The following is a 25,292-nucleotide window of genomic DNA, read 5'->3' as shown; positions in this document are numbered from 1 at the left end:
CCGTCAGTCCGGTGACGGCTCGCTGTCTGGTCGATCTCGGCGCCGAGGCGAAGCGCGTCGAGGTGGTGCCGAACGGCGTGACGCTGGCGGACTATCCGCCAAGGGCCGATGACGACGAGGGGCCAGAGCTGCTTTACCTCGGCACGCTGGCGCCCTGGCAAGGGCTGGATACCTTGCTCGTGGCCCTGGCCGACCTGCCACCCGCCGTGCGCCTGCGCGTGGTGGGGCCCGCGGGACGCGGCTGGGCTGCGCGCCTGCGCACGCGGGCCGCTCAGCTGGGGGTCGCCGGCCGCCTGTTGATTTCAGCGCCGGTGGCGCCGGCGGACGTGCCCGCCCTGCTGGCGCGGGCGCGCCTGTGCGTGGCGCCGCTGGATGGCAGCGCGCGCAACCTGATACAGGGCTGCTGCCCGCTCAAGTTGCTGGAATACGCGGCCGCGGGCAAGCCGATTCTGGCCAGCGCGGTGCCGCCGGTGGAAGCCCTGTTCCGCCACGGCGAGACGGCCTGGCTGGTGCCGCCGGATGACCCGGCGGCTTGGTCGCGCGCGCTGCGCCAGTTGCTGGACGACGCCGCGCTGCGGGCCCGGCTCGGGGCGGGGGCCAGGGCGATCGCCGCCCACTGGGACTGGTCCCACGTCCACGCGGCCTGGCGCCGGATCTACGCCGACCTGGGGGTCTGCGCCAGCAAGCTGGAATACAGGTCTCGATAGGCCGCGCACTCGGCCTCCGGTGAGAACGCCTCGATCACCCGTTGGCGTCCGGCTTGGGCCAACGCCTGCCGGCGCGCCGGGTCCTGGAGCAGGGCCCGCGTGGTCGTGACGAGGGCCTCGGCATCGCCAGGGGGAATCAGCAGGTCTGCGAGCGGCCCGTGGGCCAGCGCGTCGGGGATACCGCCCACCGCACTCGCCACGCTCGGGAGGCCGCAGGCCATGGCCTCCAGCAAGCCGTTCGGCAGGCCGTCCTGGTGGGCCGGCAGCCAGGCCAGGTCCGCCAGGGCCATCAGCGGGGGCAGGTCGTCGGGGTGGTAGCCCGGGTCGATTCGCACGGCCTGCGCGTCCGCCGGATGCGCCGCGCGGAAGGCCTCCCAGGTCGCCTGCCCGTCCTCGCGGAGGCCGCCCATCAGCCAAAGGCAGGCGGTTGGATGGTACCGGCGCAACCGCTGGAAAGCCGTCAGCATGACGTCGAGGCCCTTCTTGGGGCGGGCTTCACCGATGAAGGCAATCAGCGGGAAAGCCTGTTCGCCCGGCAGACCGAGCCGCGCGGCCAGCGCCGGGTCACGCGGGAAGGGACGGAAGCGGGAAGGGGAGACGCCGTTGGGAATCGTGACCAGCTGTCCGCTGGCGCCCAGCTGGTGCGCCTTGGCCGTCAGGGCGTGACTGACGCCGACCACGGCATCCGCCAGGCCCAGCGCCTCGCGCAGGGCCGGCCCTCGTTCGGGGCGATCGGCATCGCGGTCGAGATCGTTGCCGCGCGCGGCCAGCAGGCAGGGAACCCCGCGCTTGCGTGCCACGCGGGTGGCGGGTAGACCGGTTTCGCTGGGATAGACCGCGTGGATCAGGTTGAAATCGTCGCTGGCCAACAGACAGGCCGCGAACCCCCGTTGGCGTTCGAGCCAGGTCGCAGCCCCGAATCGCCACAGGGCGATCGCCCCTTCCTGGCCAATTTGCACCTGACCCACGGGCAGGCGGGGATCGGGTATGATCACCCTCAAGGACATGTGCGGGGCGAGGTTCCGGCTCAGGCGCGCCGCCGCGCCGGCCACGCCGCCCGGGTCTGGTGGCCAGCGCGGCACCAGCATGGCCACCCGTTGCAAGGAGCCCGTCTCAGGTGTCATCCGATTCTCCGGAAGCTTGTGCCCACGTCGTCGGCATGCTCGTACCCCGGCGCTGTGGCGCTGATTCGGTCGGCCGTTGCGGGACGTGTGGGAAACCTGTCTGCGCGGATCATCGCCGAGGCAAGCAGGCCTGCGCGGCCTGTGCGGACGGCCGGGAAGAACCCGCCTCGCTGGTCACCCTGCCGCCCGACCTGGCCTTTGACCCGGACGTGCTGGCGGCCTTCGAGGTCGAGGATGCGCAGGATCCTGTGAACGCCTGGTCCGACCTGACGTGAAGCTGGTCTGGTATGCCCTGGGGGGCGGGCTCGGCCACCTGCAGCGGGCCCTGGCGGTGCTGCGCTGGTTGCGTCCGAAACTGGGCGCGGACGCTCCCTTGCTGCTGACCAGTTCGGCCTACGCCCACCTGGCCATGGCGGAAGGGCTGCCCTGCCTGCGCCTGCCCGGCGCGCACGAAGCCCAGGCCTTGCCGCCCGGTGCGGTGGCGACCGCCATCCGGGCCTTGCTCGACGCGCTGGCCCCACAATGTCTGGTGGTGGACACCTTCCCGGATGGTCTGCACGGGGAACTCGCCGCGGATTGGCTGGCGCGGGTGCCGCAGCGCTACCTGCTGGCGCGCCCCGGCGGCGGGGACCCGGCCAGCTCGCCAGCCTGGCCGCTGTATCATCAGGTCTTCGTGCCGCTGCCCCACTCGCCCTGGCCCGGGGCCGAGCCGATTGGCTGGGTGCTGACGCGACGCCCCGGGGAGGCGCTCTCGTCCGCGGACGCGCGGCGCCGCCTGGGCCTGTCTCCGGTCGCGGACCGGCCATTGGTGATGGCCCTGCACGCCGGTGATCCGGGGGAGGTGGTGGCGCTGTTCGAATCGCTGCGCGCCGCCAGCGCGCGCCTGACCCAGCCCCACGACCTGCGCCTGGCCACCCCCTTGCCGCTCGGTGGCTGGCTGCTGGACGACCGCCTGGTGCATCCCTGGCCGGCGGCCGAGCTCTTCCCCGCCGTGGATCTGCTGGTCTCGGGCGGGGGCTACCACACCACCGCCGAGGCGGCGGCCTTCGGCGTGCGTGCCCTCCAGCTGGCCTTCCGACGCAGCCACGATGACCAGGCGGCCCGTCTGGCGCCCGAGGCCAGCGAGGAGGAGCCGCTCGCCACGCCCCTCCCCTTCCGCGCGGAGGCCCACTGGGACGTGGCCCGCTGGGAAGCGGCCTTGCAAGCCGCCCTGGCCGCCCCGCGGCCGACTCCCTTGCCCGCCCAGGAGACCGACGGTGCGCGACAACTGGCCCTCAAGCTGCTGGAACGCCTGGCCTGAGCGGCGACGCCCGGCGCGTCGAGAACGCCTGAGCCCTCAGGTGGCAGGCGCCTGAGCAGCTGCCAGGCGCGCCTCGATTTCGGCGTTTTCCGGCAGGAAGTCGTCGCAGCGCCGGCAGACGGGCGGGCGCGCCTGCGCCAGGGCCCGCCGGAAGCCGGTGTAGGTTTCGCCGGTCCAGATCGCGCGGAAGCTGTCTTCCGTCAGGTCGCCGAGCACGCGACCCTCGCCTTTCATCTGGCAGCAGCCGTAAACCTTGCCGTCAGCGGCCACCACCGCGTGCAGCCAGGGGGCGAAGCAGCGGTGGTCCTGGTAAAAGCCGCGGGCGTGCTCCCCGGAAGCCGCCAGGGCGATCGCCGCCTCCTCCCGGCCGAACGGGTAGGCCTGCGCCTCCTCGCGCATCAGACCGTGCCGCAGGGCGCGTTCCGCCAGGCGCGGGGCCACCTCCCGGTTCCACTCGGTAATCTCGGGGATTTCCAGGCGCAGCGGGGGCGTGCCGTGGGTGCGCTGATCATCGACGGGCAGCAGGCTCATGCGCCGCACGCCCAGGTCATGCAGGAAGTCTGGCAGGTCGGCCAGGGCCCGGTAATTCAGCCGGGCCACCACCGTGTTGGTGCGAATCTTCAGCGGCCGCCCCAGCGCCCGGGCCGTTCGCCGCGCCGTGCGGATGCCCTGGATGGTCGCCTGCCAGAGCGGCTGGCCGCGCATGCGGTCGTGAACCGTCTGCAGGTGCGAGTCGAGCGAGAAGGTCACGGTCGACAGCCCGGCTGCGATCAGGGCTTCGGCCTTCTCAGGGGTCCAGAGCGTGCCGTTGCTGGTCAGCGAGCAGACCATGCCGCGCTGCACCACCTCGCTCACCCAGCGCGCCAGGTCCGGTTTGAGCAGGGGTTCTCCGCCCGAAAAATGGATCCGCCGACAGCCCAGTGCCACCAGGTCGTCGAGCAGGGCCGTCAGCCGGGCCTCGTCGAGGCGGCCGGGCCGCGGAGGTGGTTGCCCCAGGGCGCGCCACTGGCTGCAGAACGGGCATTTCAGGTTGCAAGCCCAGATCAGCTTGATCTTCACGCGCAGGGGGACGTGGGGGGCGCCCGTCGCCACGGCGGTGCGCAGGGCGGCGGCGTCCAGACTTTCCAGGGCGTACATGCGCGGCCTCGCTCAGGCGGGCCGCGCTGCGTGCCACAGCTGTGCCAGGGCCCTCAGTTCGGTCTCGAGCTGCTCTTCGGAATCCACCACCCCCCAGAACAGCACCTCGTTCCGGGCGTGTACGTCGCACACGCAGAAAGCCTTGGTGCCGTGAGGCAGGTCGGGCAGGGGCTGGTCGCCCGGCACGCGAAATTTGCCCCGCACCTGGATGTTCATCCACAAGGTCATGCCGGCCTTGACCTTGCGCCGTTCGGTCAGGCTCAAGCCCAGCAGGCTTCCGTCCGCCAGCTGGCCCTTCAACGCCAACCAGGGGTGGCGATAGTAGTTCTTGATGCGGCCGCTGTAGGGGCTCTCGGTGGTGCGCTCGGGCTCGCAGGCCTCGCTCGCATCGCGGGCGTCGACTGCGAGCGTGAGCGGGGCACTGACGGCGAAGTCGGACAGCAGTTGTTGCAGCAAACGTTGGGTCGTCGGACGCTTTTGGGCCGCCGCGGGATCCACCTTCGGCGCCAGCCCGAAGGCCAGGGCTGAGACGAAGAGCGTGGGGATGCAAACCAGAGTGAGGGAAGACTCCTGAAACCACCAGCCCAGAAACGGCCACAGCGGAATGAGCGCGGCGGTCAGCGCGGCAACCAGCAGCGTCTGCTTGCGTTGGCGCCGGGTGACGGCCAGTTGCGCCTGCTGGTGGCGTTTGAAGTAATGGGCCAGCTTCACCTGCGCAACGGCAGGCGCGGCCTTCACCTCCAGCGGGGGAATTTCGGCGGGTGTCATGGTGCCCTTGTACCCCACGACCTGGCTCTCGTCGATGGGCAGGGCTTGTGCCGTGCCGTGGCCCCTCGGGCACGGCTGCCTCCCAACCAAGCCGCCGCAAGGGCGAGCGGCCCCAGCCACAGCGGCCCGAGGCCATTCAGCCGCGGGCCGCTCAGGGAGCGCGTGGGCGCCTAGCGGGCGTTCAGCGCGTTGCGGAAGAAGGTCCAGTACTCATCGCCGAGCGCCGTGACCAGCCCTTCCAGCTTGTGGCCCACGCCCGGGACGGTGCGGTATTCGTGCCGCAGGCCCAGCTTGCTCAGATGCTGCCGGAAGGCCTCGTTGTCGGCCAGGGTGAAGTCCCGCTCCCCGATCAGCATCCGCAGCTTGAGCCGTCCGCGCAGGTGGCGCGCTTGCCGTTCGGCCGTGCGCCAGGGGCTGAGCTTCTGGTAATAGGCCATGTCGTTGCCGAAGGTGACGCTCAGCACGCCTTCCCGCAGGGCGGGGTTGGCCTCCGCCTTGGGACCCTGGAAGGCCAGGTCGAGCGGACCGGCCCCCAGCATCGAGATGGCCCCGAAGGTCTGGGAATGCTCGAACCCGAGCCGGGCCGCGCCGTAGCCGCCCATGCTCATGCCTTCGAGCAGGCGTCCTTCACGCTGGGCCTGGGTGCGAAAGGTCCTGTCGAGGTGGGGCACCAGTTCCTTGACCACCACGGTTTCCATCGGCGTCTTGCCGTCCTTCGAGTTGCTCCACATGCTGATGTCCTGGCCATTCGGGAAGACCACCAGCATCGGCGGCAGCTTGCCCGCCCGGATGGCCTGGTCGATCTGCTCGGTGAGGAAGGGGATGGCGCTCGTGCCGGCGCCCGTGCCGTGCAGCCAGTACAGCACCGGGAAGCGCTGGCGTCGTTGCTGCTCGTAGGCCGCCGGCACATAGAGGTGGTAGCTGACCTCGCTGCGCGCCGCCTGGCTGTAAAAGGTGCGGAACTGGGTGCGCACGCCCTGGGCGGGCTGGGTCATCCAGCGATTGGCGCCCGAGGTCTTGCCCTGGCCGGCGGCGGCCGCCTGGAGCGTGTAGCTGTGGTCGCCCGCGCTGGTCGGCAGGGTCATCAGGGTCGCCGTCGGGGTGATGCCGCAGGCCGTGGTGTTCAGCAGGGTTGCCAGGGCGATCGCCGTTTGCTTCAGGTTCCGCATGGTTCTCTCCTCCACCGCGCGTCTTGGGGGACCAGGTTCGCCGCGCTTGTGAGTCTGTTGTGCGTCGCCCACCTTCCGTGAACCTTCCGCTGGTGGCTCCCCAGGTTAACTTCTGTTGAAGCTTCTCGCCCGTGCTGCGGCCCTCCCGCTCCCTCATTCCGCGCGGAGGGCGTCCAAGCCCCTCCGGCGGGAGCCCGCCGCTCCGCCGGACTTCAGGCACCTCACCCCAGCCTCCGTTTGGCCTCTCGGCGTCCCGGCGGCTGACGAAATCGGGCCGCCCTGCCGGTTGGAATGATTGCTTTCATCGAAACTTTCCCGATTCTTTCCACAGGATTAAATTATCCTTTACCTGTTTGCCTCTGTCTGGAACCAGCCCGGAATCAGCGAACGGGACAAGGGAATGACCCCTGTCGAAAGTGAGTGCCTGATGTTTCAATCCCGCGTCTTTGCCGTTGGCGCGTTCCTGACCGTTACCGTGATGCTGGCCGCCTGCGGGCAGTCCCCCGTCGGTGCGCCGATGGCGCTTCCGCGCGACAGCTCGGGGAGCGAAGTGAATGCGAAGGCGGCAGCCGGCGCTCAGTCGCCGACGCCTGCAAGCCTTCTATGACGGGACCCTGTTCCCGCAACTGGCCGCTGACCGCAGGGCCTCAGGCAAGCCCTGAGGCTCGGATGGCAACGGGGCACGTGCTCCTGAGCCCCCCTTGAACGAGCCGCTTCCCCCCATCTGGCGGGGCTGCCGGCTCGGACATTCCTCATTTTTGAGAATCTAACCCCCGATGACCTTCGTCATCGTGAGAAAGGCAACTGGTATTTCCGATGTTCCATCGTCTCTCCGCCCTCTTCCTGGCAGCCCTGACCCTGACGGCTTGCGGGACCCAGACGGCGAATCCCACGGCCCCGCTGCGTTCCGATGCCGCCCTGCAGGCACGGGCGCGGATCAAGGGGAGCTACCTCTGGCTCGACATGACCGGTACCGGCACCGGGAACATGGTGACCACTTCGATGACGCTGAACGCCCCCGAAGTAGGGGCGAAAAGCGGTCCGAGCGGTCACCTGAAGCTGATCTACGCCGATCGCACCGGGTATTTCTCGGGCAAGAGTACCCTCAATGCCTATGTGAAGGTGGCCACCACGCGGGGCGAACTCGAGTTCAAGAACGTGCCGCTGACGCAGGCCCGCCGCGATGAGAAAGCCACCTATTTTTCGGCCGATGTGCCGCTCCAACTGGCCTCCCGCGAGGATGAGCCCACCGCCATCACGTTGGCGTTCAACTCGTCGGACCGCTACGGCAACCTGCGCTGGGATTCGGACCACGGTCAGAACTACACCCTGAAACCCACCCGCTGAGCTCCCTCCAACCTGAGCTGTTCCTGGCGGCCCGCGTTCTTCGCGGGCCGCCTTTGCTCCGGGTTCAGACCCTTTACCCAGGCCCTTCTATGACCGCCTGCGTGGCATGTCGCTTGGGCTGGCGCGCGCTTCATCGCAACGGTCAGCCTCTGAGTCTCGATATCTCACGCGTGTGGGGTAGAGTACCAGCAGGCGTGCCAGACCACGCCATCGCTCACGTGGTGCATAGGAGAGAGACCTTGAAGCAGCTGGGAACCCGATACGGCCTTGCCCTGACCCTCGCCTTGTCGCTCGCGGCCTGCCAACCGCTGCAGGGGCAGACGCCTGTGAACGCGAACGCCGCGCTGGCGGGGGCTGAAGCAGCCAATCGCCCGGCGGCCGGCATGGGCGTGATTCGCGGTGTGGTCAAGATTGATACGGCTGAACTGATTGCCGCTGGCAGCCGCAACTATGCCCTCCAACAGGTCTCGGCGCCCTCGGGACGCGTGATCGCGCGCGGCGATGGTGGCACCAAGGAAGCCCCGGTCAAGCCCGACGGAAGCTATTCCCTGGAGGTGCCGGGCGGCTCGGACTACCTGCTGGAGGCGATCGTCCCGGACGGCCGGGGCGGCGTGACCAAGGTGGTCTCCCCCACTCCCATTTCCGTTCCCCTGGCGCAGGACCCGCCGATCGTGGATGCGGCCAGTCTGGTCACGCGCCGCACCGGCTCGATTCAGGGCCTGATCGAACTGAAGGAGCCCAAGCCGGGGGACACCCCCGAGGGGGCCGACGTGTTCCTCACGGGCGGCACGTCCGTGGTCGGCAAGGCCGGGGAGAAGGGGCGCTTCGCGCTCACCAACGTGGCCGAAGGTACCTGGAACGTGGTGGTGGCCAAGCCGGGCTACAAGCGCCAGATGGTGAAGGGGGTGGCGGTCAGGGCCGGGCGGCCCGCCCTGCTCGAGGCGCCCGTCGTGTTGGAGCGCGAGGTGGCCACGCCGACCGGGCTCACGGGCACGGTCCAGAGCAGCGATGGAAGGGCGATTCTGGGCGCGACGGTGTCGGTCTATCCGAAGGACCGCAAGGCGATCGCCAGCGCGGACACCGGGCTGGACAACTTCACGGCCATGACCGATGACCAGGGGCGCTACGAGATTCTCAACCTGCCGCCGGGTGACTACTCGGTGCAGGTCTACCGCCCTTTCTACCAGCTGCCGCCCCGGCGCAGCGCGACGGTCACGGCAGCCGCGCCCCAAGAACTCGGCGTGACGAAACTGGTCAGCACGGTGACCTATTTCGGCAAGGTCAGTGGCAGCGTGACGGATGAGGCGGGCAAGCCACTCGACGGGGCCGTGGCGCAGCTCGATCCTCCCGTGACCGAGAGCCAGTTCTCGGATGCCAAGGGCGCTTTCACGCTGGATCGCATCCTGCCGGGCGAATACAACTTGACGATTGCCTTGGGCGGTTACACCCCCGTCATCATTCCGGTGACGGTGGACAACTCCCCAGGGTTCTCGCTCGATACCTCGGCCGGGAAACCCTACCGCGTGCTGCAGTCAGGTGGCCGTTTCGTCGTGCAGTTGGGGTCGGTGCCCCTCTCCGTGATCACGGTCGCGAACGCCCCCCCGACGATCCGTCCCATCTCGCCGACGATTCCCATGGGCAGCGACGGCTCGTCCAGCCTGCCTCACTCCACGATAAGCGGCGTCAATGTCAGCGGCAACCTGGTGGCCCCCAACTCGATGAACCTGCCGGCCGTTATCACGGGCAGGGGCAACGAGGGGATCGTGGACCCGCTGTACCGACCGGGGGGCAACGGCGGCACTGGGGCGATCATCGACCCGCTGTACCGGCCGGGGGGCAACGGCGGCACCGGGGCGATCATCGATCCACTTTACAAGCCAGGTGCCAAGTCCACGGCGACCATCGGGGTGGCCGGCTGACCGCCGCGATGAGGCTCGCCTGAGGCGTCAGCGTTCGTTGACGCCTCGGCCGGCCTGAATCAGCGGGATGCAGCGGGCGACCCGCTGGTGGCGGGTCGCGGCCTGTTTGGCGCCGGCAATGTGCAGGATGTGGCTGCGTCGCCGGCCCGGCGTGAGCGCCGCGAAGGCGGCCGCCAGTTCCGGGTCGGCCACCAGCCGCTCGGCCAGTTCCTCCGGCAGGGGCTCACTTTCGCTGGGCGGGGCGATCACCACCCCGGCCCGTTCCAGGGCGATCGCCTGGTCGATGTAAGGCCGGGCCTGTGCCAACCCGCGCCGCACCTCGTCCAGCGAGCGGTAGTAAAAGCCCCGCGCGTGTCGAGAGTTGGGCCCCGGGCTGGTGAGCAAGCCCGCCGGATCACGGAGGGCTGCCCCCTTGAAGAACTGCAGGGTGCACCTGTCCTTCAGGGCACCCAACATCGCAACGTTCTTGCCGTCCAGCGTGTAGCAGGGGGAGCCCCATTTGACTGTCTCCTGTAGCCCCGCTTCCAGCAGCAACTGCCGTAACGCCGCCAGGCAGTCCGTCCAGCGGTGGACCTTGCAGGCTGGTGTGCGATGAAGGTCGCAGCGCCCGCAGCCCTCCTGCAGATAAGCATCGACGGTGTCGGGGAGCATCGGACGGTTCGACCTCGTGGGAGACCTCGGACGTGGGAGGGAGATCTCATCATAGCGGTTTCGCCGTTTAGCCGGTGGTCGCCAAAATTCGGGTATATTGTTCTATGTAGAACAAGTTGATTGGAGGCCGCCCATGTCCCACCGTCTGCCCACGTACTTCATCTCCCACGGAGGCGGCCCGTGGCCGTACATGAAGGCGGCATCGGGTGGCATGTTCGATCGCCTGGAGGCGTCGCTGGAGGCGATCGCCCGCGAAATCGGCCCGACCCCGCGGGCCGTGCTGGTCGTGACGGGGCACTGGGAAGCGCCTGCCTTCACGCTGCAGACGGCGGCCCGGCCCGGCATGGTCTACGATTACGTGGGGTTTCCCGCGCACACCTACGAGGTGGTCTATCCGGCGCCCGGCGAGCCCGCGCTGGCCCGGCAGGCGATCGCCTTGCTCGCCGCGGCCGGCCTGCCCGTGCGCGAGGACGCGGAGCGCGGCTTCGACCATGGCACTTTCACGCCCCTGGTGGCGATGTATCCGCAGGCTGACGTGCCGGTGGTGCAGATGTCGCTGCTCGACAGCTACGACCCGGGGCTGCATCTGGCGGCGGGGCGGGCCTTGGCGCCCCTGCGCGCGGAGGGCGTGGTGATCGTGGGCAGTGGCCTGAGCTACCACAACCTGCGCTTGATGGGGCCTGCGGCGCGGCAGCCCTCCGCGCGTTTCGATGCCTGGTTGCAGGACACGCTGGCCCAGCCGCCTGCCGTGCGCAGCTCGCGCGTGTTGCACTGGGCCCAGGCGCCGGATGCCCGCCTCTGTCATCCGCAGGAAGACCATCTGCTGCCGCTCATGGTCGCCCTGGGCGCGGCCGAGACGGAAGACGCCCACGTGGTGTACCACGAGGAGGCGTTTTTCGGGGGCGTGACCGTCTCCAGCTTTCGCTTCGGGGCGGCCTGAGCCGGCGCCGGCCGCCGTTGGCCGCCCGCCCGCTTCAGGGCGCTCCGCGCAGCGCGCTTGTTCAGCGCATGAAGCCGTAGAGCACGTCGCCATCCGGGGAGAGCGCCAGACCGCCGACCGGCCGCACCGCGGGGCCGTTGTCCCAGCTCAGTTCGGAGGTTGCCCCTGAATCCGGGTCGATCGCCCAGACGGTGGTGCTGGCGCCGAGTTGGCCGAAGGTCAGGTAGAGCCGGTGGCGTTCGCGGTCGTAGAACATCGAGCGCCCGTTGGGGATGTTCGCCAACAGGATGGTGGAAGTCGGGACATTGGCGGTTTCGACCCGCCAGATGGATTGCAAGCCTTGATTCACTTGCGCCAGCACCCAGAGGCCGGACTGCCCCGGGCGCGTGTCGAGGGCCAGATCGTAGGTGTTTGACGCGCCGGGCAAGCGCTCGCTGGAGGCGGGGCCCACCACGACGGCCTGGGTGGCTGGGCCAGCCGTCAGGCGCACCAGGTTGGGGGGCCACGGGGTGACACTGCCCGCCCCCCGCTGGGTGGCCAGGTAGAGGTCGGCGCCGAAGCGACGCATTCCGCCAATGACCATACCGGGCGTGGCATAGGGCTGCCAGGTGAAGGCGTTCAGGTCCGCATCGACCGGACTGCCACGCTGCAACGTGGTGACGTCCGCCAACAGCACCGCTGAGCTGCCGGGTTCGCGCGTCACCCCGTAGAAACCATTGCCCACATCAGACGTCGCGACCGGGGTCGCGCGCAGGGTGCCGGTCCAGGTATCGAACACGCGCAATTCCGTCGAGTAGGCGAGTAGCATGTAGCGGTTGTCGTAGGCCTCGGCGTACCAGCGTGAGACTTCTGGGGGGGAGGTGGCGGCCCGGTTCATATCGACCAGCTGGAAGCGCGAGGGGCGCGTCGGCCTGGGGGTGGATGCACGGGAACCGCCGCTGCGAAGCGTGGGCACCCAGGCGCCGGCGGGGCCCTGCAGGGCGATCGCCCGGGGCAGCAGGCCGAAGCGGAGCGTTCCATCGGCGTCGATGTCGGGCGGGTCGAGCGGGAAGTCCGCGGCCGTGATCGGGGCGAGCCCCGTCGCCAGGGCGATCGGCGCCTCGCTCAGGCGGGCCAGCTCGTCTCGCAGCCGGCGACTCAAGCCGTCGAAGCTGCCCAGCTGGGCCAGCGCGGCGCGCAGCGGCTGCGGGTCGGTCAGTTCGCCCTGGTCACTCAGGCCGGTCAGCAGGGCAGGGGCGAGCGGGGCACGCCGGGCCAGCGCCTGGTCGATTTCCCGCTGGGCCTGCTCGACCAGTCCGAGCAGGGCCGTCAGCCCGGCGGCGCCGAGCGGGGGAGGCCCGGCCAGGCGCAGTTTCAGCAGGCCGTCGAAGGCCATGGCTGCCGCGGTGGAGGCCGGGCTCAGCACCAGCTGGAGGGGCGGCGCCGGGGTGGCGGCCTGACGCAGCCGGTAGCGGTTGAGGCCACGGTCAGCCGGGGACGAAGGTGAAGCCAGCAGGGCGACCCAGGTGTGGTCCTCGGCCCGGGCCACCAGCTTGACCACGCCCTCCGGCCGCAGGGGCGTGAGCAGCAAATCGAAGTTGCCCTCGGCGTCGGCCCGCAGGCTGCCGGTGGCCACCGCATCGTGGGCGGGGGTCTCGCCGTGACGGAGTGGCAGCGACTGGCCCGTGGCGAGGTCGTAGGCGCTCAGAGCCGCCCCGGCGACCCGCTGCCCCTGGCGCGTCACGTAACCCTGAACACGCACGCGGGTGGTCTGGGTCGGGGCGGGAGAAAGGGACGGCGAGGCCATTCCGCTGCTCGAGGGGCTGGCCGCAAGGGGCGGCGGCGCTGCGGAGAGTTCGCTCGGCGTGGGCGCCGGGGCAGTTGGCGGGGTGGTCGTCGGCGCGGGGGCGCAGCTGACGAAACCCAGCGAGAGGGCCAGCGTCACCAGGGCCTGTCGGGTTTCAAGCTTGAAGGACGACATGCGACCACCTCCGAGGTTGCTGATCGGCTTGCCAGAACGATACCAGGTCGCAGGCGCTCTTGTCGCTTCCGGACGGAGGGTGGGCCTCACCAGCAGGCCCGGCCTCCTTCGTCACGGAGCTGGGGCTTGCAATGGCTGAGTGGCCTCCGTGTAAACTGTCTCCTGGCTGGTGTTGGGCGCGATGACGTGCGACATCCGCTGCCCATACAGCGCGCGTGGCTGTTCTTTTCGCGCGATGCGCTGTCAGCTTGGTCGACACATCAGTGAAGGCGTAAGATAGCCCGGAGGTTCCCCTTGCCCAGCCCTGACGAGACCCTGGAGGCCATCGCGGCCGCCCTGGCCGCCCCCTGGACGCCCGAGACCCTGGAGGCCATCAACCAGGCCATGCAGGCGCTCGGCCGTGGGGTCCCCAGCCCCTGGGGGGCCGCCGAGCCGTTGTCTCCGGATGCCACGGCCCCGGCCGGCAGCTGGCTCAGCGCCGAGCAGGCGCTCTCGGCGTGGCGCGATCCGGAGCGCCTCGGCTATGACGCCGTCAGTGCGCTCTACAATGCCCGGGAGGGCCTGGTCTCGGCCCGCGAGGCGCTGTGCGAGGGCGCGGTCGACCATGCGGCCGCGATCACCCAGCTCGAATGGGTGGCCGATCGGCTGAGCTGGGCCGGTACCTGCGCCGCCGCGGCTGCGGAGGCTGCGCTGAAGGGCGATCGCCGCTGAGTCCCCGGCCCGGAACAAACGGGCCGCCGCCCTCCTCCGCCCCCCTTCAGCCTTGGCTCGGGAAATGTTATCATCAGATTAAGCGGTCGCGATGGCGCGGTCGGAGTATCCCGCATCCGGGTGCGAGGCTCAGTGCCGAAGCTGGCTTCCCGATGCGATCGCCGGTCCTGGCCGGCTTTTCGCGGAGGCCACCATGTCCGCCGATTGGGCCCACGACGCCATCGTCTATCACCTCTACCCCCTCGGTGCCCTGGGGGCCCCGCCCCGACAGGATCTGCGCCGGGCCCCGGTGAATCGCCTGGTTCAGCTGCGCGACTGGATTCCGCACTGGCAGGCGCTGGGTGTGAACACGCTCTACCTGGGCCCGCTGTTCGAGTCGAGCACGCACGGCTACGACACCATCGATTACTTCCGGGTCGACCGGCGGCTCGGCGACAACGCGGCGCTGGCTGAGCTGGTGCGCGAGCTGCACGCGGCCGGCTTCCGGGTGCTGCTGGATGCCGTGCTCAACCACGTCGGGCGAGGCCACGCGGCCTTCCGCGACCTGCAGGCCCACGGCGCGCGCTCGGCCTTCGCCCCCTGGTTCAAGGGGCTGCGCTTCGATCGCGGCAACCCGGCCGGCGACGCCTTCGATTACGATACCTGGGCGGGGCATCATGACCTGGTCAAGCTCGACCTGACGCAGCCGGCCGTGCGCGACCACCTGTTCGAGGCCGTGACGTTCTGGATCCGGACCTTCGACATCGACGGCCTGCGGCTCGATGCGGCGGACGTGATGGACCTCGACTTCCTGCGCGACCTGGCGGCCCATTGCAAGGCCCTGCGGCCCGACTTCTGGCTGATGGGCGAGGTGGTGCATGGCGACTACAGCCAGTGGGCCAACCCGCAGGCGCTCGATGCGACCACCAACTACGAGGCCTACGATGGCCTGCACAAGGCCCACAACGCCCGCGATTACGGCCGGATCGCGCACGCGCTGGAGCGCCAGTTCGGGCCGAGCGGGGTCTATCGGGGCTTGCCCCTCTACAGCTTTGCCGACAACCACGACGTCGACCGCATCGCCAGTCTGCTGAAACGCCCGGCCCACCTGTTTCCTCTGCACGTGCTGCTGTTCACGATGCCGGGGGTGCCGTCGGTCTACTACGGCAGCGAGTGGGCGTTGCCCGGCAAGAAGGGCAAGCACACGGATGCCCCGCTGCGACCGGCGCTGCAGCCGCCCCAGGCGGGGGATGCGCGGCAGAACCACGAGCTGGCCCGGGCGATCGCCCGCCTGACCCGCCTGCGCGGTCAGGTCCCGGCGTTGCGACGGGGCGATTACCGGTCACTGGCTGCGACGCCCGAACAACTGGTCTTCGAGCGCCGTTACGGGACGTCCGCGGCCCGCGTGGCCGTCAATGCCTCGGAGCGCCCGGTGACCCTGACGTTGGAGCCGCTGGACGGGCACGAGGGGCACTGGGTCGACCTGCTGAATCCGGGCGAGCGCTTCCCGGTGCGTCGCGATCGCCCGGCAGCCGCGACGCTCTATCCCACCTGGGGGCGCGTGCTGGTCTTCGAGCCGGCGCGGGTGGGCTGATTCAGTCGCGAGCAGCGCAACGTGGTGGGTATTGAGGTAACGGCGGCTTGACCTCGGCTTCAGGGGGCCGCTCGCGAACTGCGCGATGGGGTGCGTTGCAAGCAGGCTAAGACCTGACGGGCGCTTCCGGGCTCACGGCCAGGCGTCCCGCGAGCCAGGCCTGGGCGGCGGCCTGGGCCAGAGGCGGGATCTCGTGGCCGCCCGGGTGCGGCACGACGGTCGGGTTCAGGCCCCAGGCGCGCAACTGGGCCACGCTCTCCTCCAGCCAGGCCGTCGGGAAGAGTGGATCCAGCATCCCGAGCGTCAGGAAGACCGGCAGCGCGCGGGCTTCGGGCGGTGGGGAGGGCCAGTCTGCCGGCAAGCCGCGCGGCAACAGGCCGCTGAAGGCCAGCACGCCGGCCACCTCCTGCGGGTGGTGAAGCCCGTAGGACAGCGCCACGAAAGCGCCCTGGCTGAAGCCCGAGAGGTAGACCGGGCGCGTCGCCATGCCGGGCAGGGCGCGCAGCGCCGCGAGCCACTCGCTCAGACGCTGCTGGGTCGCACGAAAGGAGTCCGCCACCGGGTGACCCGGGCGGTGCAGTGCATACCAGGCGTGCCCGGGTGGGTAGGGGTGAGGGGCGCGCGGGAAGACCAGCACGGCGCGGGTGGCCCAGGGGGCGTAGAGCGGCACCAGGTCGCCCTCGTCCGCCCCGATGCCGTGCATGGCCACCAGCAGTGGGGCATCGGGCGGCGCCTGTTCCGCCATCACCAGGGTTTTCAGACCGCTCAGTTCCAGCTGCACGCGCGACTCCTCGCCTTTATCCCGCCGAGACCTGCACCAGCACCTTGATCGCGCGCCGCTCGTCCATCGCGCGGTAGCCCTCCGGCACCCCGGCCAGGTCGACCACCATGTCGAGCACGGGCCCCGGGTCGAGCTGGCCGGCCAGCACGTCCGCGAGCAGTTCGGGCATGTAGGCCCGCACCGGGGCAATGCCCCCGCGCAGGCCGATGTTCGCGCTGAACAGGCCCAGCAAGCCAGGGGCCTCCCCGTGCGGGACGCCGACGTAGCCGACGGTGCCGCCGGGGCGGGCCGCGCCGATCGCCGTGCGCATCGATTCGCTGGTGCCCACGCATTCCAGCACGTGGCGAGCGCCCCCGTTGGTCAGTTCCTGGACGGCCTGCGCGGCGTCCTCACCGCGCACCGTGACCTCGTCCGTCGCGCCGAACCGACGGGCGATCGCCAGCCGCTCCGGGTTGCGCCCCAGCATGATGATGCGCTCCGCCCCGAGGCGCCGGGCCGCCAGCACCCCGCACAGCCCGACCGCGCCATCGCCCACGACGGCCACCGTGGACCCGGGCCCCACGCCGGCCATGCGCGCGGCGTGATGACCGGTGCCCATCACATCCGTCAGCGGCAGCAAGGCGCGCAACAGCGCGTCGTCGTGCACCACCTCGGGGGGCAGCTTGAGCAGCGTGCCATCGGCCAGCGGCACGCGCACGGCTTCGCCCTGACCACCATCCTGCTCGAGTCCGCCCCAGAAGCCGCCGTGACGGCATGAGGTGGTCAGGCCGTCGTGGCAGAAGTCGCAGGTGCCGTCGGAATAGGTGAACGGGGCGATCGCCCAGTCGCCCACCGCGAAGTGTCGCACCTCGCTGCCGACCGCCTCGACGCGGCCGAGCAGTTCGTGTCCCATGCGCGAGCCCGCCGGGCGGCCGCCGTGGCGGTAGGGCCAAAGGTCGCTGCCGCAGATGCAGGCGTGGGTGACGCGCAGCAGCACGTCCGTCGGGGCCTTCAGGGTGGCATCCGGCACTTCCTCGATGCGGAGGTCCATAGGACCGTGGAGAACGGCAGCGCGCACGAGAGGCCTCCTCAGCGTTGAGTGACGGGCGACGACAGACGCCACCCTAGCACAATCCCATCCGGGCGTCAGTGCTTGGAAAATTGCGTATGGCCGTGAGGTTCGGGCCTCGCGGGCCTGCCTGGCGCGGCCACCCGGTGTCATCAGCCTTGAGCGGCGGATTAACCAGCTCTCTTGGGGGGCCGCCTGGCGCCTCCGTCGTTTGACACCACCGGCGCCTCGGGGTCGAATGGGGAGGAAGCAGCAAGGCCCGATCGGGCAGAGGGACGTCGTGGCGCGTTGGATGTGGATCGGGGCCGTGTGCCTGACGGTGGGGGGAGCGGTCGGGCTCTGGTGGACGCAGGCGGGTGGCGCGCCGCGGCCTTCGTACACCACGGCGATCGCCGAACGAGGCCCCATCGAGGCCAAGGTGTCGGCCGCCGGCACCGTCTCGGCGCTGGTCACGGTGCAGGTGGGCAGCCAGGTGTCCGGCCGCATCGCGAATCTGTATGTCGACTTCAATGACACCGTGCGCAAGGGGCAGACCCTGGCCCGGCTCGACCCGCGCCTCTTCGAAGCGGAACTGGCAAGGGCCGAAGCGTCCGAGGTGTCGGCCCGCAGCGCGCTGGCGCGGGCCCGCATCGACGCGGAGCAGGCCGCTCGACAGCTGGCGCGCTCTGAGACCCTGTGGGGGCGCCGCCTGATCGCCCGGGCCGACCTCGACGCGGCCCAGGCCAGCGCGGACGTGACGCGGGCCCAGGTGGAGGCCGCGCGGGCCCAGGTGTCGCAGGCTGGGGCGCAGGCGGCCCAGGCGCGGCTCAACCTGGCCTACACGACGATTGCCTCGCCGATCGACGGCACGGTGATTGCCCGCTCCGTCGACGTCGGACAGACGGTGGCGGCCTCGCTGCAGGCCCCGACGCTGTTTCAGATTGCCCAGGACCTGCGCAAGGCCCAGGTGCTGGCCGCCATCTCGGAAGCCGATGTCGGCAAGATCCGCGCCGGCATGCCCGCCGAGTTCACGGTGGCGGCCTATCCCGGCGAGCCTTTCTTGGGCAAGGTGCGCCAGCTTCGCAATGCGGCGCGAACGGAGCAGAACGTCGTCACCTACGATGCCGTGATCGACGTCGACAACGCGGCCTTCAAGCTGCGGCCCGGCATGACGGCCAATGTGGCCTTCACCTGGGCCGCGCAGAAAGAGGCCCTGCGTGTGCCGAACGCGGCCCTGCGCTTCTCTCCGGCCGGCGAGGAGCGTGGTGAAGGGGGCGTCAGGCCGCGCCGCCAGAAGCTCTCGGAAGACCCCACCCGCCGCCGCGTCTGGGTGCTGCGTGGCGGGGAGCCCGTTGCCGTACCGGTCCAGACGGGCATCACGGACGGCAGCCAGACCGAGATCGTGAGCGGGGATTTGCAGGCGGGCGACGCGGTGGTGACGGAAGCCGCGGGCGACGGAGCCGCCGGAGGCGGGGCGGGCCGAGCGCGCTCCGGCGGGCCTCGCATGAGGTTCTGACGCGTCCATGGCCGCTCCACTCTTGCAACTGAGCAACCTCCGACGCGCCTACGGGGCGGGTGATTCCGTGGTGCGGGCTCTCGACGATGTGTCGCTGACGATCGCCGAGGGAGAGTTCGTCGCGGTCATGGGGGCTTCCGGGTCCGGCAAGAGCACCTTGATGAACGTGATCGGTTGCCTGGACCAGCCGGATGCGGGCCGTTACGAGCTGGCCGGACGGGACGTCTCCCGACTCGACGCCGCCGCCCTGGCGGACCTGCGCAACCAGGCCCTGGGCTTCGTGTTTCAGAGCTTCAACCTGCTGCCGCGCACGTCCGCCCTCGAGAACGTCGAATTGCCGCTGGTGTACGCGGGGGTGCCTGCCCGGGAACGACGCACGCGGGCGCTGGAAGCGCTCGACCGCGTCGGCCTGGCATCTCGGGCCCATCACCACCCCAATCAACTCTCAGGTGGGCAGCAGCAGCGGGTGGCGATCGCCCGGGCGCTGGTCACTCGTCCGCGCCTGATCGTGGCCGACGAGCCCACCGGGGCGCTCGATTCGCGCACTTCGGTCGAGATCATGGCGCTGTTCCAGGCGCTCTGGCGCAACGGCATCACGCTGGTGATGGTGACGCACGAGGCCGACATCGCGGCCTGCGCCGGTCGGGTGATCGTGATGCGCGATGGCCGCGTCTTCTCGGATGAGCGCCAGGCGCCGCGGGAACTGGGCCAGGCGGGAGGCGCGGCATGACGCTGTGGCAGACCGTCCGCATCGCCCTCAAGGCGCTGTTGCGCAACAAGCTGCGCTCCTTCCTGACGGTGCTGGGCGTGATCATCGGCGTCGGAGCCGTGATCGCGATGGTGGCCATCGGGGAGGGCGCCAAGGCCCAGGTTCAGGCCCAGTTCGCGACCATGGGCTCGAACCTGATGGTGCTCGTGCCCGGATCGTCGTCATCCGGTTCCGGCGTGCGCGGGGCGGCCGGCTCAGCCTCGACGCTGACCTGGGACGATGTCCGGGCCTTGAAACGCGACATTCCCGCCGTGGCCGCCACCTCGCCCCAGTTGCGGGCGGGGGCTCAGGTGGTCTGCCAGGGGCAAAACTGGGCCACGACCATCACGGGGGCCAACGAGGCCTTCTTTCCCATTCGCAACTGGCGCATCCAGTCGGGCGCCTTTTTCACCGACGCGGAGGTCGAGGGACGCGCGGCGGTGGCGGTGGTGGGCGCGGTGGTGGCGGATGCGCTGTTCGGAGCCGGCTATGACCCGGTCGGGCAGATCGTCATGATTCGCAACGTGCCGTTTCGGGTGGTGGGCCTGCTGGCGCGCAAAGGGCAGTCGGCCATCGGACAGGACCAGGACGATGTCGTGGTCGTGCCCTACACCACCTTCCTGACGCGGATCCAGGGTGGATCGGGCCGTTTCGTCGGGGGCAGCGTGCTGGTGCAGGCGCGTTCCGCGTCCGAGATGGCGCGCACCGAGGCGGCGGTCACGGCCCTGCTGCGCGATCGGCACCGGTTGCCGCCGGGCGAGGAAGACGACTTCACGATCCGGAACCTGTCCGAGTACGCGGCCGCCAGCCAGGAGGGGTCACGGACCTTCACTCTGCTGCTGGCCAGCATCGCGGCCGTCAGCCTGCTGGTCGGCGGCATCGGCATCATGAACATCATGCTGGTCTCCGTGACGGAGCGAACGCGCGAGATCGGCCTCCGGATGGCGCTTGGGGCCCGCCCGGCGCACATCCTGCAGCAGTTCCTGATCGAGGCGGTGGTGCTGTCGGCCATTGGTGGGCTGGTGGGCCTGGGCACCGGCTATGGGGTCGGCAAGACGCTCGGCAGCCAGTTCGGCTGGCCCGTTACCTTTTCGCCGGGGGTGGCGGTGCTGGCGGTCGCCTTCGCGGCGGTGGTCGGGGTGGCCTTCGGGCTTTACCCTGCCCTGAAGGCCGCTCGCCTGAAACCGATCGACGCCCTGAGGTTCGAGTGATGCGCATCGTGATAGCCTTGTCCCTGGCCGGGGCCCTGCTGGCTCCCGTGGCGGTGCTCGCCGCGCCTGCTGCCCCGACCTTGACGCTGGAGCAGGCGGTTTCGCTGGCATTGTCCCATCAGCCGCAACTGGCGCGGGCCCGGGCTGACCTGGCGGGTGCTCGGGCAGGGGTTCGCCAGGCCGAGGGCGTGCTGGGGCCGCAACTCTCGCTCGCCACCAGCTACCAGCTTGGCCCGGCCCGGCAAAACGTGAACCAGGTGGGCGTGCCCGTCACGAACCTGGGTACCTATGCGGCGGGCCTTTCCGCGGACCAGCTGCTCTTCGACTTTGGCCAGGGGTGGCGTCGGGCGCAGGCCTCCGCCAGTCAGGCCGAGGCGCAGGCCCGGAACGTGCGCGGCACGGAGCAGGAGGTGGTGCTGCAGGTGCGCACCGCTTATTTCGCGGCGCAGGCCAGCGAGGCGCTGCTCGGCGTGGCACGCGACACCGTCGCCAACCGGCAGCGGCAGGAGGGGCGCGTGCGCAGTCTGGTGGAGGTGGGATCCAGGGCCCCGATCGAACTCGCGCAAGCCACGCGCGATCTGGCCCGGGCGCGCCTGGACCTGATCAATGCCGACAGTGGCCTGCAGCTGGCCCGAGCCCAGCTGGCCCAGGCCATGGGGCGGCCGCCGGCCGATGGTTTCAGGCTCGCGCCGGCCTCGATGCCCCCCGTGGCGGGTGAAGAGCACCCGCTGGCGGCGCTGGTGGCCGAGGCACTGGCCAATCGTCCCGACGTGGCCGCCCTCGAGGCCCGCGTGCAGGCCCAGTTGCTGACCTTGGAGGCCGCCGAGCGTGCCACCCTACCTGGCCTGCGGGCCAGCGCCGGGGCGGGGACCAACGGCTCGCCTGTCGGCACCCCCAACAACTTCTGGAATCTCGGCGTGGGATTGAGCTGGCCCCTCTACACCAGTGGTCAGCGTGAGGCTCAGGCCGAGGCGTCGCGGGCCAGCTTGGAGGCTGTTCGGGCTGAAGCCGAAGGCTTGCGGCAGCAGGTGCGGCTGGCGGTCGGGCAAGCGCAACTGCGCGTGGCCACCGCGCGGGCGGCCACCCAGGCCGCCGATGCGGCCACCCAGGCGGCCTGGCGTCAGCTCCAGCTGGCCGAGGGACGCTACGCGGCGGGCCTCGGCTCGATTTTGGAACTCGGCGATGCGCAGCTGGCCCACGCCAGCGCCCGGGCGCAAGGGATTCAGGAGCGCTTCAACCTGGCGACGGCCCGGGCGGCGCTGCTACGGGCGCTTGGGCGGGAGTGAGGCGATCGCCGCCGAACGGCTCACGCGGGTGGCCGTTGGTCGGTCGTGCTCGCGCTGCCACCGGAGGGTCTCGCTGCCAGCCAATTGGTCAAGTCTTCAGGCCTCCCGAAATCCAGCAGGTCTCCGCAGAGGGTTTCCAGTTCCTCGATGCTCAGCGCCTCCAATTGCTGGAGCCCCTCGGGGCCAGGCAGCCCCGTGCGGCGTCCGAGTTGAAGCGTCACGACGCGCAGAACCTCTTGCTTGCGGCCTTGTTGAAGCCCCTGTTGAAGCCCCTGTTGAAGCCCCTGCTCGAGCCCTTGCTCCATCCCACGCGCCATCCCGCGTTCAAGCCCCTCCTTCTCGATGCGCTTCTTCGCGAGTTCGATCCAGCCGGAAATGTCATTCAGGGCCATTTTTACCTCGGGGGTCAGGGACAACGGCGAAGCCAGAGCCAGCAGCAGCATCTCATGGTAGCCGACGCGAAGGTCCTCAGGCAACGCCTCCAGGGCAGCGAGAGCCGCTGTCAGCATCGGCCGATCGTCCGGACCTCGGCAGGTCACCAGGGCCCGTAAAACAGCGGCGTGCGCCTCAGCGCCGGGCGCCTCCACGTCACCCTCAGGGCCCAGCACCAGCGGAACAACCTGGCTGCCGCCCGGTCCTAGCGGGATGGGGAGGGAGGCCCAGCGGGCGACGTGGGCGTCTGGCGTGACGACGACGAGCGCAACAGGACAGTCGTGGCGGGCGTGGAGCGCCGCGACGTAGGTCGGCCAGCTCTTGCGCTTGCGCAGGTCCACACGCAACTGGACCTCGACCACGATGGCGAGGTCTGGGGCTTGCTCTGGCCCCGAAATCAACACCATGTCGGCGCGCCGTTCGGCAGGAAGTGGGGCCGTGAGCGTCGAATCCACCACGCGCACGGGACCATCGGCCCGCACGCTGTCGTCGAGGGCCCGGATGTGAGCGGTGATGAGTTCGGGTGCATCTCGCAGCAGGGCAAGCAGCGCTTCGTGGTGGAGGGAAGGAGGCATGGGGCATGCATCGCCCCGAGCCTTGCTCTGCGTGCGCGAATCACCGCCTGTTCAGGGGTTGTATGTGGGGGCCTGGTTTCGGGGCGTCTCACTCGGTCAGGCGGAGACGTGGCTAGGGGGATGGCAACGCTCTCGGCGGCTCGAACTTCAGGCCCTGCAGCATGCGATCGAAGGTCCCTCGGTCCAGGCCGGTGGTGTACAGCATGTAACGTGCTTGCTTGGTGGCAGGGTGCTGCAGGTGCGCCACCAGCACCTCCTGTGGTCGACCGAAGAAATGCGAGGTGCGGCCGGCGCTCACCGTCTGACCCGCCACCTGCAGCTGCCAGGTCTCCGCATAGGCCATTGGCCCCCGGTCGCGGAGGGGGGGACCTTGGAAGTGGAACAGGTGAATGGCGCCACCCGTGGCGTTCGCGTAACGCCGAAAGCGCTCCACTGCCGGTTCGCCACCTGGAATCGCCGACGGAATCGATTCCTCGGAGTCCGACGCCAGGGCGAAGCCCGGCGGCAACTGGAGGGTGATCCCAGGCAGACGCGCCTCGACCGCTGGATTCATGAGTTTCCCGGCCTCCGCTACCAGAGGCGTGGCGAGAAAGAGCCAGGCCCCCACGCTGAGGAGGCCGATGCGCCAGGTCCGCCGAGGGGTTCCGTGTCGGCCCGCTCGAGCAGGCAAGCCTTGATGCACGACGTCACGCGTGAGGGCTTTCGTCACGCTGCTGACGGCCAGCGTGGACGGGCACACGGAGGCAGGCGGCTTCATTCATCAGGGCGCTCCAAACAATTTACGGTAGAAGGCCCAGTGGTTGTCGCCCAGTCCCGCGACCAGCTTCGGTATTTCGTGCGAGGCTTGCGGAACCATCCTGTACTCGTGGGGGATGCCAAGGCTTGTGAGCAGGTCGTGGAAGGCGACGTTCTTCTGGTAGCTCTGGTCGGCATCGCCCACGACGACTCGGATGGGACCAAAGGTCTTCAAACTCGCCGCATTCGCCTCCGCCAGACGCCAGGGACTGACGGCCACGTAATAGTCCATGCTGCCGAAAACATAGGTCATCAGAAAGGCACGGGCCTCCGGATCCGTATCGGCCCGGGCTCCCTCGAATTCCAGGTCCAGGGGGCCACCCGCGAACATCGAGATGCCGGCAAACAGCTGTTGGTACTTGAAGCCCAGCCGGCCCGCGCCGTAGCCGCCCATGCTGAAGCCTTCGATCACGCGCCCCGCTCGCTCGGCCTTGGTGCGGAACTGCCGGTCGATCTCAGGAATCAGGTCCTGAATCACCATGGTCTCCACCTTGCGGGCCCCATCGAAGCTGTTCACCCATTGGCTGCGGGGCAGCCCGTTGGGGTAAACCACCAGCATCGGTGGAATCTTTCTGGCCTTGATGGCATCGTCGACGATCTTGGTGAAGGGCGCCAGGCCTGCATCGCCGCCTCCCGTGCCGTGCAGCCAGTACAGCACCGGAAAGCGTCTGGTCGTTTCGGTCTGGTAGGTCGGCGGGGTGTAGATGTGGTAGCTGACCTTTCCACCCACCGTCGCACTGTTGAAGGTGCGATAGGTGACGCCCGCGGCCGTGACCGGGGGGCGTTCCCACAGGAAGTCGTCGGCTTTGGGCACCACGACAGGCGACTGGCCCGGATTTTTGGAAGGCGACGGCAGGGGACTGCTGATGGCAGGGGTGTCGCTTCCCTTCGGCGCAGCTGTCGCATTCGGCGTGGCCGGTGACGCGGGGGCGGACGTCGGCGTGGCGATCGCCCCCGTGGGGGTGGCGATCGCGGTTGTGGGCGTGGCCGATGCCTCGCGCGCGAGCTCGGCCTGCAAGGCGTCCATTTTCTGTGTTACCGCCCGCAGCTCCTGCTGCATCTGGCTCAGCGTGCTCAAGATTTCTTGGTTCTGCTGAACCAGTTGGCGCAAGCTCTCTCGCACCTGCACCGGGTTGCTGAAGTCCGGCAGCTTGCCCGCGCGCAAGGCCCCCGCCACCCGCGTCCGCAACGTCTGGAAGCGCGCCGGGTTCAATTCCCCCATGTCGCCGCCGGGCAAGCCTTCGAGCACGGCCGAGGTCACCATGGTGGTGGCGGGGTCGATGGCCGCGCTGGCGCCCAGGTCCGTCACCTTGACCAGGGTGCGGAACTGAGCCGTTTTTCCGCTTGCCTGCGGCGTTTCAGCGACGACCATGTAGCTGTAGCCAGGCGGCACCTTCTGGAAGGTGTAGCGGCCTTGCGCATCGGTTCGCTCCTCCGCAATGCCGGGCAACGCAGCCCCTGCGCCGTCCGCCAGGAACACGCGTACATTGCCGGCGGGACGCAACCTGACGGGCGCCTCGGTATCGGCGGCCGCGAGTCGGTAAGCCGCGCTGTCCTCCGCCGGCACCTCGACGGTTCCGCTCAGGACCACACGGGGCGCAAGCGAGGGCGACGG

At 69.8% G+C, this 25,292-nt stretch carries 23 protein-coding genes; 12 read left to right on the top strand and 11 right to left on the bottom strand.

The genetic code is table 11. The features are described 5' to 3' along the window. Positions 1-707 (top strand): glycosyltransferase family 4 protein (locus VKP62_11995; protein MEB3197914.1); only part of this gene is annotated, 707 nt, incomplete at its 5' end. Here VKP62_11995 and VKP62_11990 read toward each other — a convergent pair. Continuing rightward, positions 656-1,831, bottom strand: a complete 1,176-nt coding sequence (locus VKP62_11990) for a glycosyltransferase family 4 protein (GenBank protein ID MEB3197913.1) — start codon at positions 1,829-1,831, stop codon at positions 656-658. The genes VKP62_11995 and VKP62_11990 overlap by 52 nt on opposite strands. Here VKP62_11990 and VKP62_11985 point away from each other — a divergent pair. Continuing rightward, positions 1,825-2,106: a hypothetical protein gene (locus tag VKP62_11985; GenBank protein ID MEB3197912.1), complete on the top strand. Its 282-nt coding sequence runs from the start codon at positions 1,825-1,827 to the stop codon at positions 2,104-2,106. The genes VKP62_11990 and VKP62_11985 overlap by 7 nt on opposite strands. Continuing rightward, entirely contained in the window at positions 2,103-3,131 is a 1,029-nt protein-coding gene (locus tag VKP62_11980) for a hypothetical protein (GenBank protein MEB3197911.1), read from the top strand. The genes VKP62_11985 and VKP62_11980 overlap by 4 nt, the downstream gene beginning before the upstream one ends. Before the next feature lie 36 nt (positions 3,132-3,167). Here VKP62_11980 and VKP62_11975 read toward each other — a convergent pair whose 3' ends face one another. The 3 genes from VKP62_11975 to VKP62_11965 form a co-directional block, all read right to left on the bottom strand. Further along, the gene (locus VKP62_11975) at positions 3,168-4,268 is read right to left on the bottom strand and encodes a radical SAM protein (GenBank protein MEB3197910.1); all 1,101 of its coding nucleotides are present in this window, start codon (positions 4,266-4,268) and stop codon (positions 3,168-3,170) included. A 12-nt stretch (positions 4,269-4,280) separates the two neighbouring features. Then, on the bottom strand, positions 4,281-5,036 hold the full coding sequence (locus VKP62_11970; GenBank protein MEB3197909.1) for a hypothetical protein: 756 nt from the start codon (positions 5,034-5,036) through the stop codon (positions 4,281-4,283). 170 nt (positions 5,037-5,206) lie between these two features. Beyond that, positions 5,207-6,205 carry an alpha/beta hydrolase-fold protein gene (locus tag VKP62_11965; GenBank protein MEB3197908.1) on the bottom strand — a complete coding sequence of 333 codons (999 nt, stop codon included), beginning with the start codon at positions 6,203-6,205 and terminating at the stop codon, positions 5,207-5,209. An 816-nt stretch (positions 6,206-7,021) separates the two neighbouring features. On the opposite strand from VKP62_11965, the gene VKP62_11960 reads away from it, so the two are divergent. Together VKP62_11960 and VKP62_11955 are read left to right on the top strand one after the other, a co-directional pair. Then, positions 7,022-7,552, top strand: a complete 531-nt coding sequence (locus VKP62_11960) for a hypothetical protein (protein MEB3197907.1) — start codon at positions 7,022-7,024, stop codon at positions 7,550-7,552. Positions 7,553-7,791: 239 nt separating this feature from the next. Next, complete coding sequence (locus VKP62_11955; protein MEB3197906.1) at positions 7,792-9,471, top strand: carboxypeptidase-like regulatory domain-containing protein; 1,680 nt, start codon at positions 7,792-7,794, stop codon at positions 9,469-9,471. A 27-nt stretch (positions 9,472-9,498) separates the two neighbouring features. Here the strand turns inward: VKP62_11955 and VKP62_11950 are convergent, their stop codons facing one another. Next, positions 9,499-10,122, bottom strand: a complete 624-nt coding sequence (locus tag VKP62_11950) for a YdeI/OmpD-associated family protein (protein ID MEB3197905.1) — start codon at positions 10,120-10,122, stop codon at positions 9,499-9,501. A gap of 133 nt (positions 10,123-10,255) precedes the next feature. Here VKP62_11950 and VKP62_11945 point away from each other — a divergent pair, with 133 nt between their 5' ends. Beyond that, positions 10,256-11,062: a class III extradiol ring-cleavage dioxygenase gene (locus VKP62_11945; GenBank protein ID MEB3197904.1), complete on the top strand. Its 807-nt coding sequence runs from the start codon at positions 10,256-10,258 to the stop codon at positions 11,060-11,062. Between the two features lie 61 nt (positions 11,063-11,123). Here VKP62_11945 and VKP62_11940 read toward each other — a convergent pair whose 3' ends face one another. Beyond that, positions 11,124-13,022 (bottom strand): hypothetical protein, encoded by a 1,899-nt coding sequence (locus tag VKP62_11940; GenBank protein ID MEB3197903.1) that lies wholly within the window; start codon positions 13,020-13,022, stop codon positions 11,124-11,126. 294 nt (positions 13,023-13,316) lie between these two features. Between VKP62_11940 and VKP62_11935 the strand changes: the two genes are divergently transcribed. Continuing rightward, entirely contained in the window at positions 13,317-13,733 is a 417-nt protein-coding gene (locus VKP62_11935; protein MEB3197902.1) for a hypothetical protein, read from the top strand. 193 nt (positions 13,734-13,926) lie between these two features. Continuing rightward, positions 13,927-15,306 carry an alpha-amylase family glycosyl hydrolase gene (locus VKP62_11930; protein MEB3197901.1) on the top strand — a complete coding sequence of 460 codons (1,380 nt, stop codon included), beginning with the start codon at positions 13,927-13,929 and terminating at the stop codon, positions 15,304-15,306. A 106-nt stretch (positions 15,307-15,412) separates the two neighbouring features. On the opposite strand, the gene VKP62_11925 is transcribed toward VKP62_11930, so the two are convergent. Further along, positions 15,413-16,087 carry an alpha/beta hydrolase-fold protein gene (locus VKP62_11925; protein MEB3197900.1) on the bottom strand — a complete coding sequence of 225 codons (675 nt, stop codon included), beginning with the start codon at positions 16,085-16,087 and terminating at the stop codon, positions 15,413-15,415. Between the two features lie 16 nt (positions 16,088-16,103). Continuing rightward, positions 16,104-17,144 carry a zinc-dependent alcohol dehydrogenase family protein gene (locus tag VKP62_11920; protein ID MEB3197899.1) on the bottom strand — a complete coding sequence of 347 codons (1,041 nt, stop codon included), beginning with the start codon at positions 17,142-17,144 and terminating at the stop codon, positions 16,104-16,106. Positions 17,145-17,415: 271 nt separating this feature from the next. On the opposite strand from VKP62_11920, the gene VKP62_11915 reads away from it, so the two are divergent. Genes VKP62_11915 through VKP62_11900 form a run of 4 tightly spaced genes read left to right on the top strand, consistent with a single transcriptional unit; the run spans position 17,416 to position 21,875 of the window. Further along, positions 17,416-18,630 carry an efflux RND transporter periplasmic adaptor subunit gene (locus VKP62_11915; GenBank protein ID MEB3197898.1) on the top strand — a complete coding sequence of 405 codons (1,215 nt, stop codon included), beginning with the start codon at positions 17,416-17,418 and terminating at the stop codon, positions 18,628-18,630. Positions 18,631-18,637: 7 nt separating this feature from the next. Next, positions 18,638-19,360 carry an ABC transporter ATP-binding protein gene (locus VKP62_11910; GenBank protein ID MEB3197897.1) on the top strand — a complete coding sequence of 241 codons (723 nt, stop codon included), beginning with the start codon at positions 18,638-18,640 and terminating at the stop codon, positions 19,358-19,360. Then, a complete protein-coding gene (locus VKP62_11905) occupies positions 19,357-20,589 on the top strand; it encodes an ABC transporter permease (GenBank protein MEB3197896.1) in 1,233 nt (410 codons plus the stop codon). Before VKP62_11910 ends, VKP62_11905 begins: the two co-directional genes overlap by 4 nt. Further along, complete coding sequence (locus tag VKP62_11900) at positions 20,589-21,875, top strand: TolC family protein (GenBank protein ID MEB3197895.1); 1,287 nt, start codon at positions 20,589-20,591, stop codon at positions 21,873-21,875. Before VKP62_11905 ends, VKP62_11900 begins: the two co-directional genes overlap by 1 nt. 20 nt (positions 21,876-21,895) lie before the next feature. On the opposite strand, the gene VKP62_11895 is transcribed toward VKP62_11900, so the two are convergent. The 3 genes from VKP62_11895 to VKP62_11885 all read right to left on the bottom strand — a co-directional run. Then, positions 21,896-22,882, bottom strand: coding sequence for a DUF4351 domain-containing protein (locus tag VKP62_11895; GenBank protein ID MEB3197894.1), 987 nt, complete (start codon positions 22,880-22,882; stop codon positions 21,896-21,898). Positions 22,883-22,994: 112 nt separating this feature from the next. Next, positions 22,995-23,639, bottom strand: a complete 645-nt coding sequence (locus VKP62_11890; protein ID MEB3197893.1) for a hypothetical protein — start codon at positions 23,637-23,639, stop codon at positions 22,995-22,997. Positions 23,640-23,642: 3 nt separating this feature from the next. Then, a partial coding sequence (locus VKP62_11885) for an alpha/beta hydrolase-fold protein (protein MEB3197892.1) occupies positions 23,643-25,292 on the bottom strand: 1,650 nt, incomplete at its 5' end.

It is taken from the genome of Candidatus Sericytochromatia bacterium, assembly GCA_035285325.1.
Lineage (GTDB): Bacteria > Cyanobacteriota > Sericytochromatia > S15B-MN24 > JAQBPE01 > JAYKJB01.
Note: the sequence above shows the minus strand (reverse complement) of the source record. Positions and strands in the feature narration are given on the sequence as shown.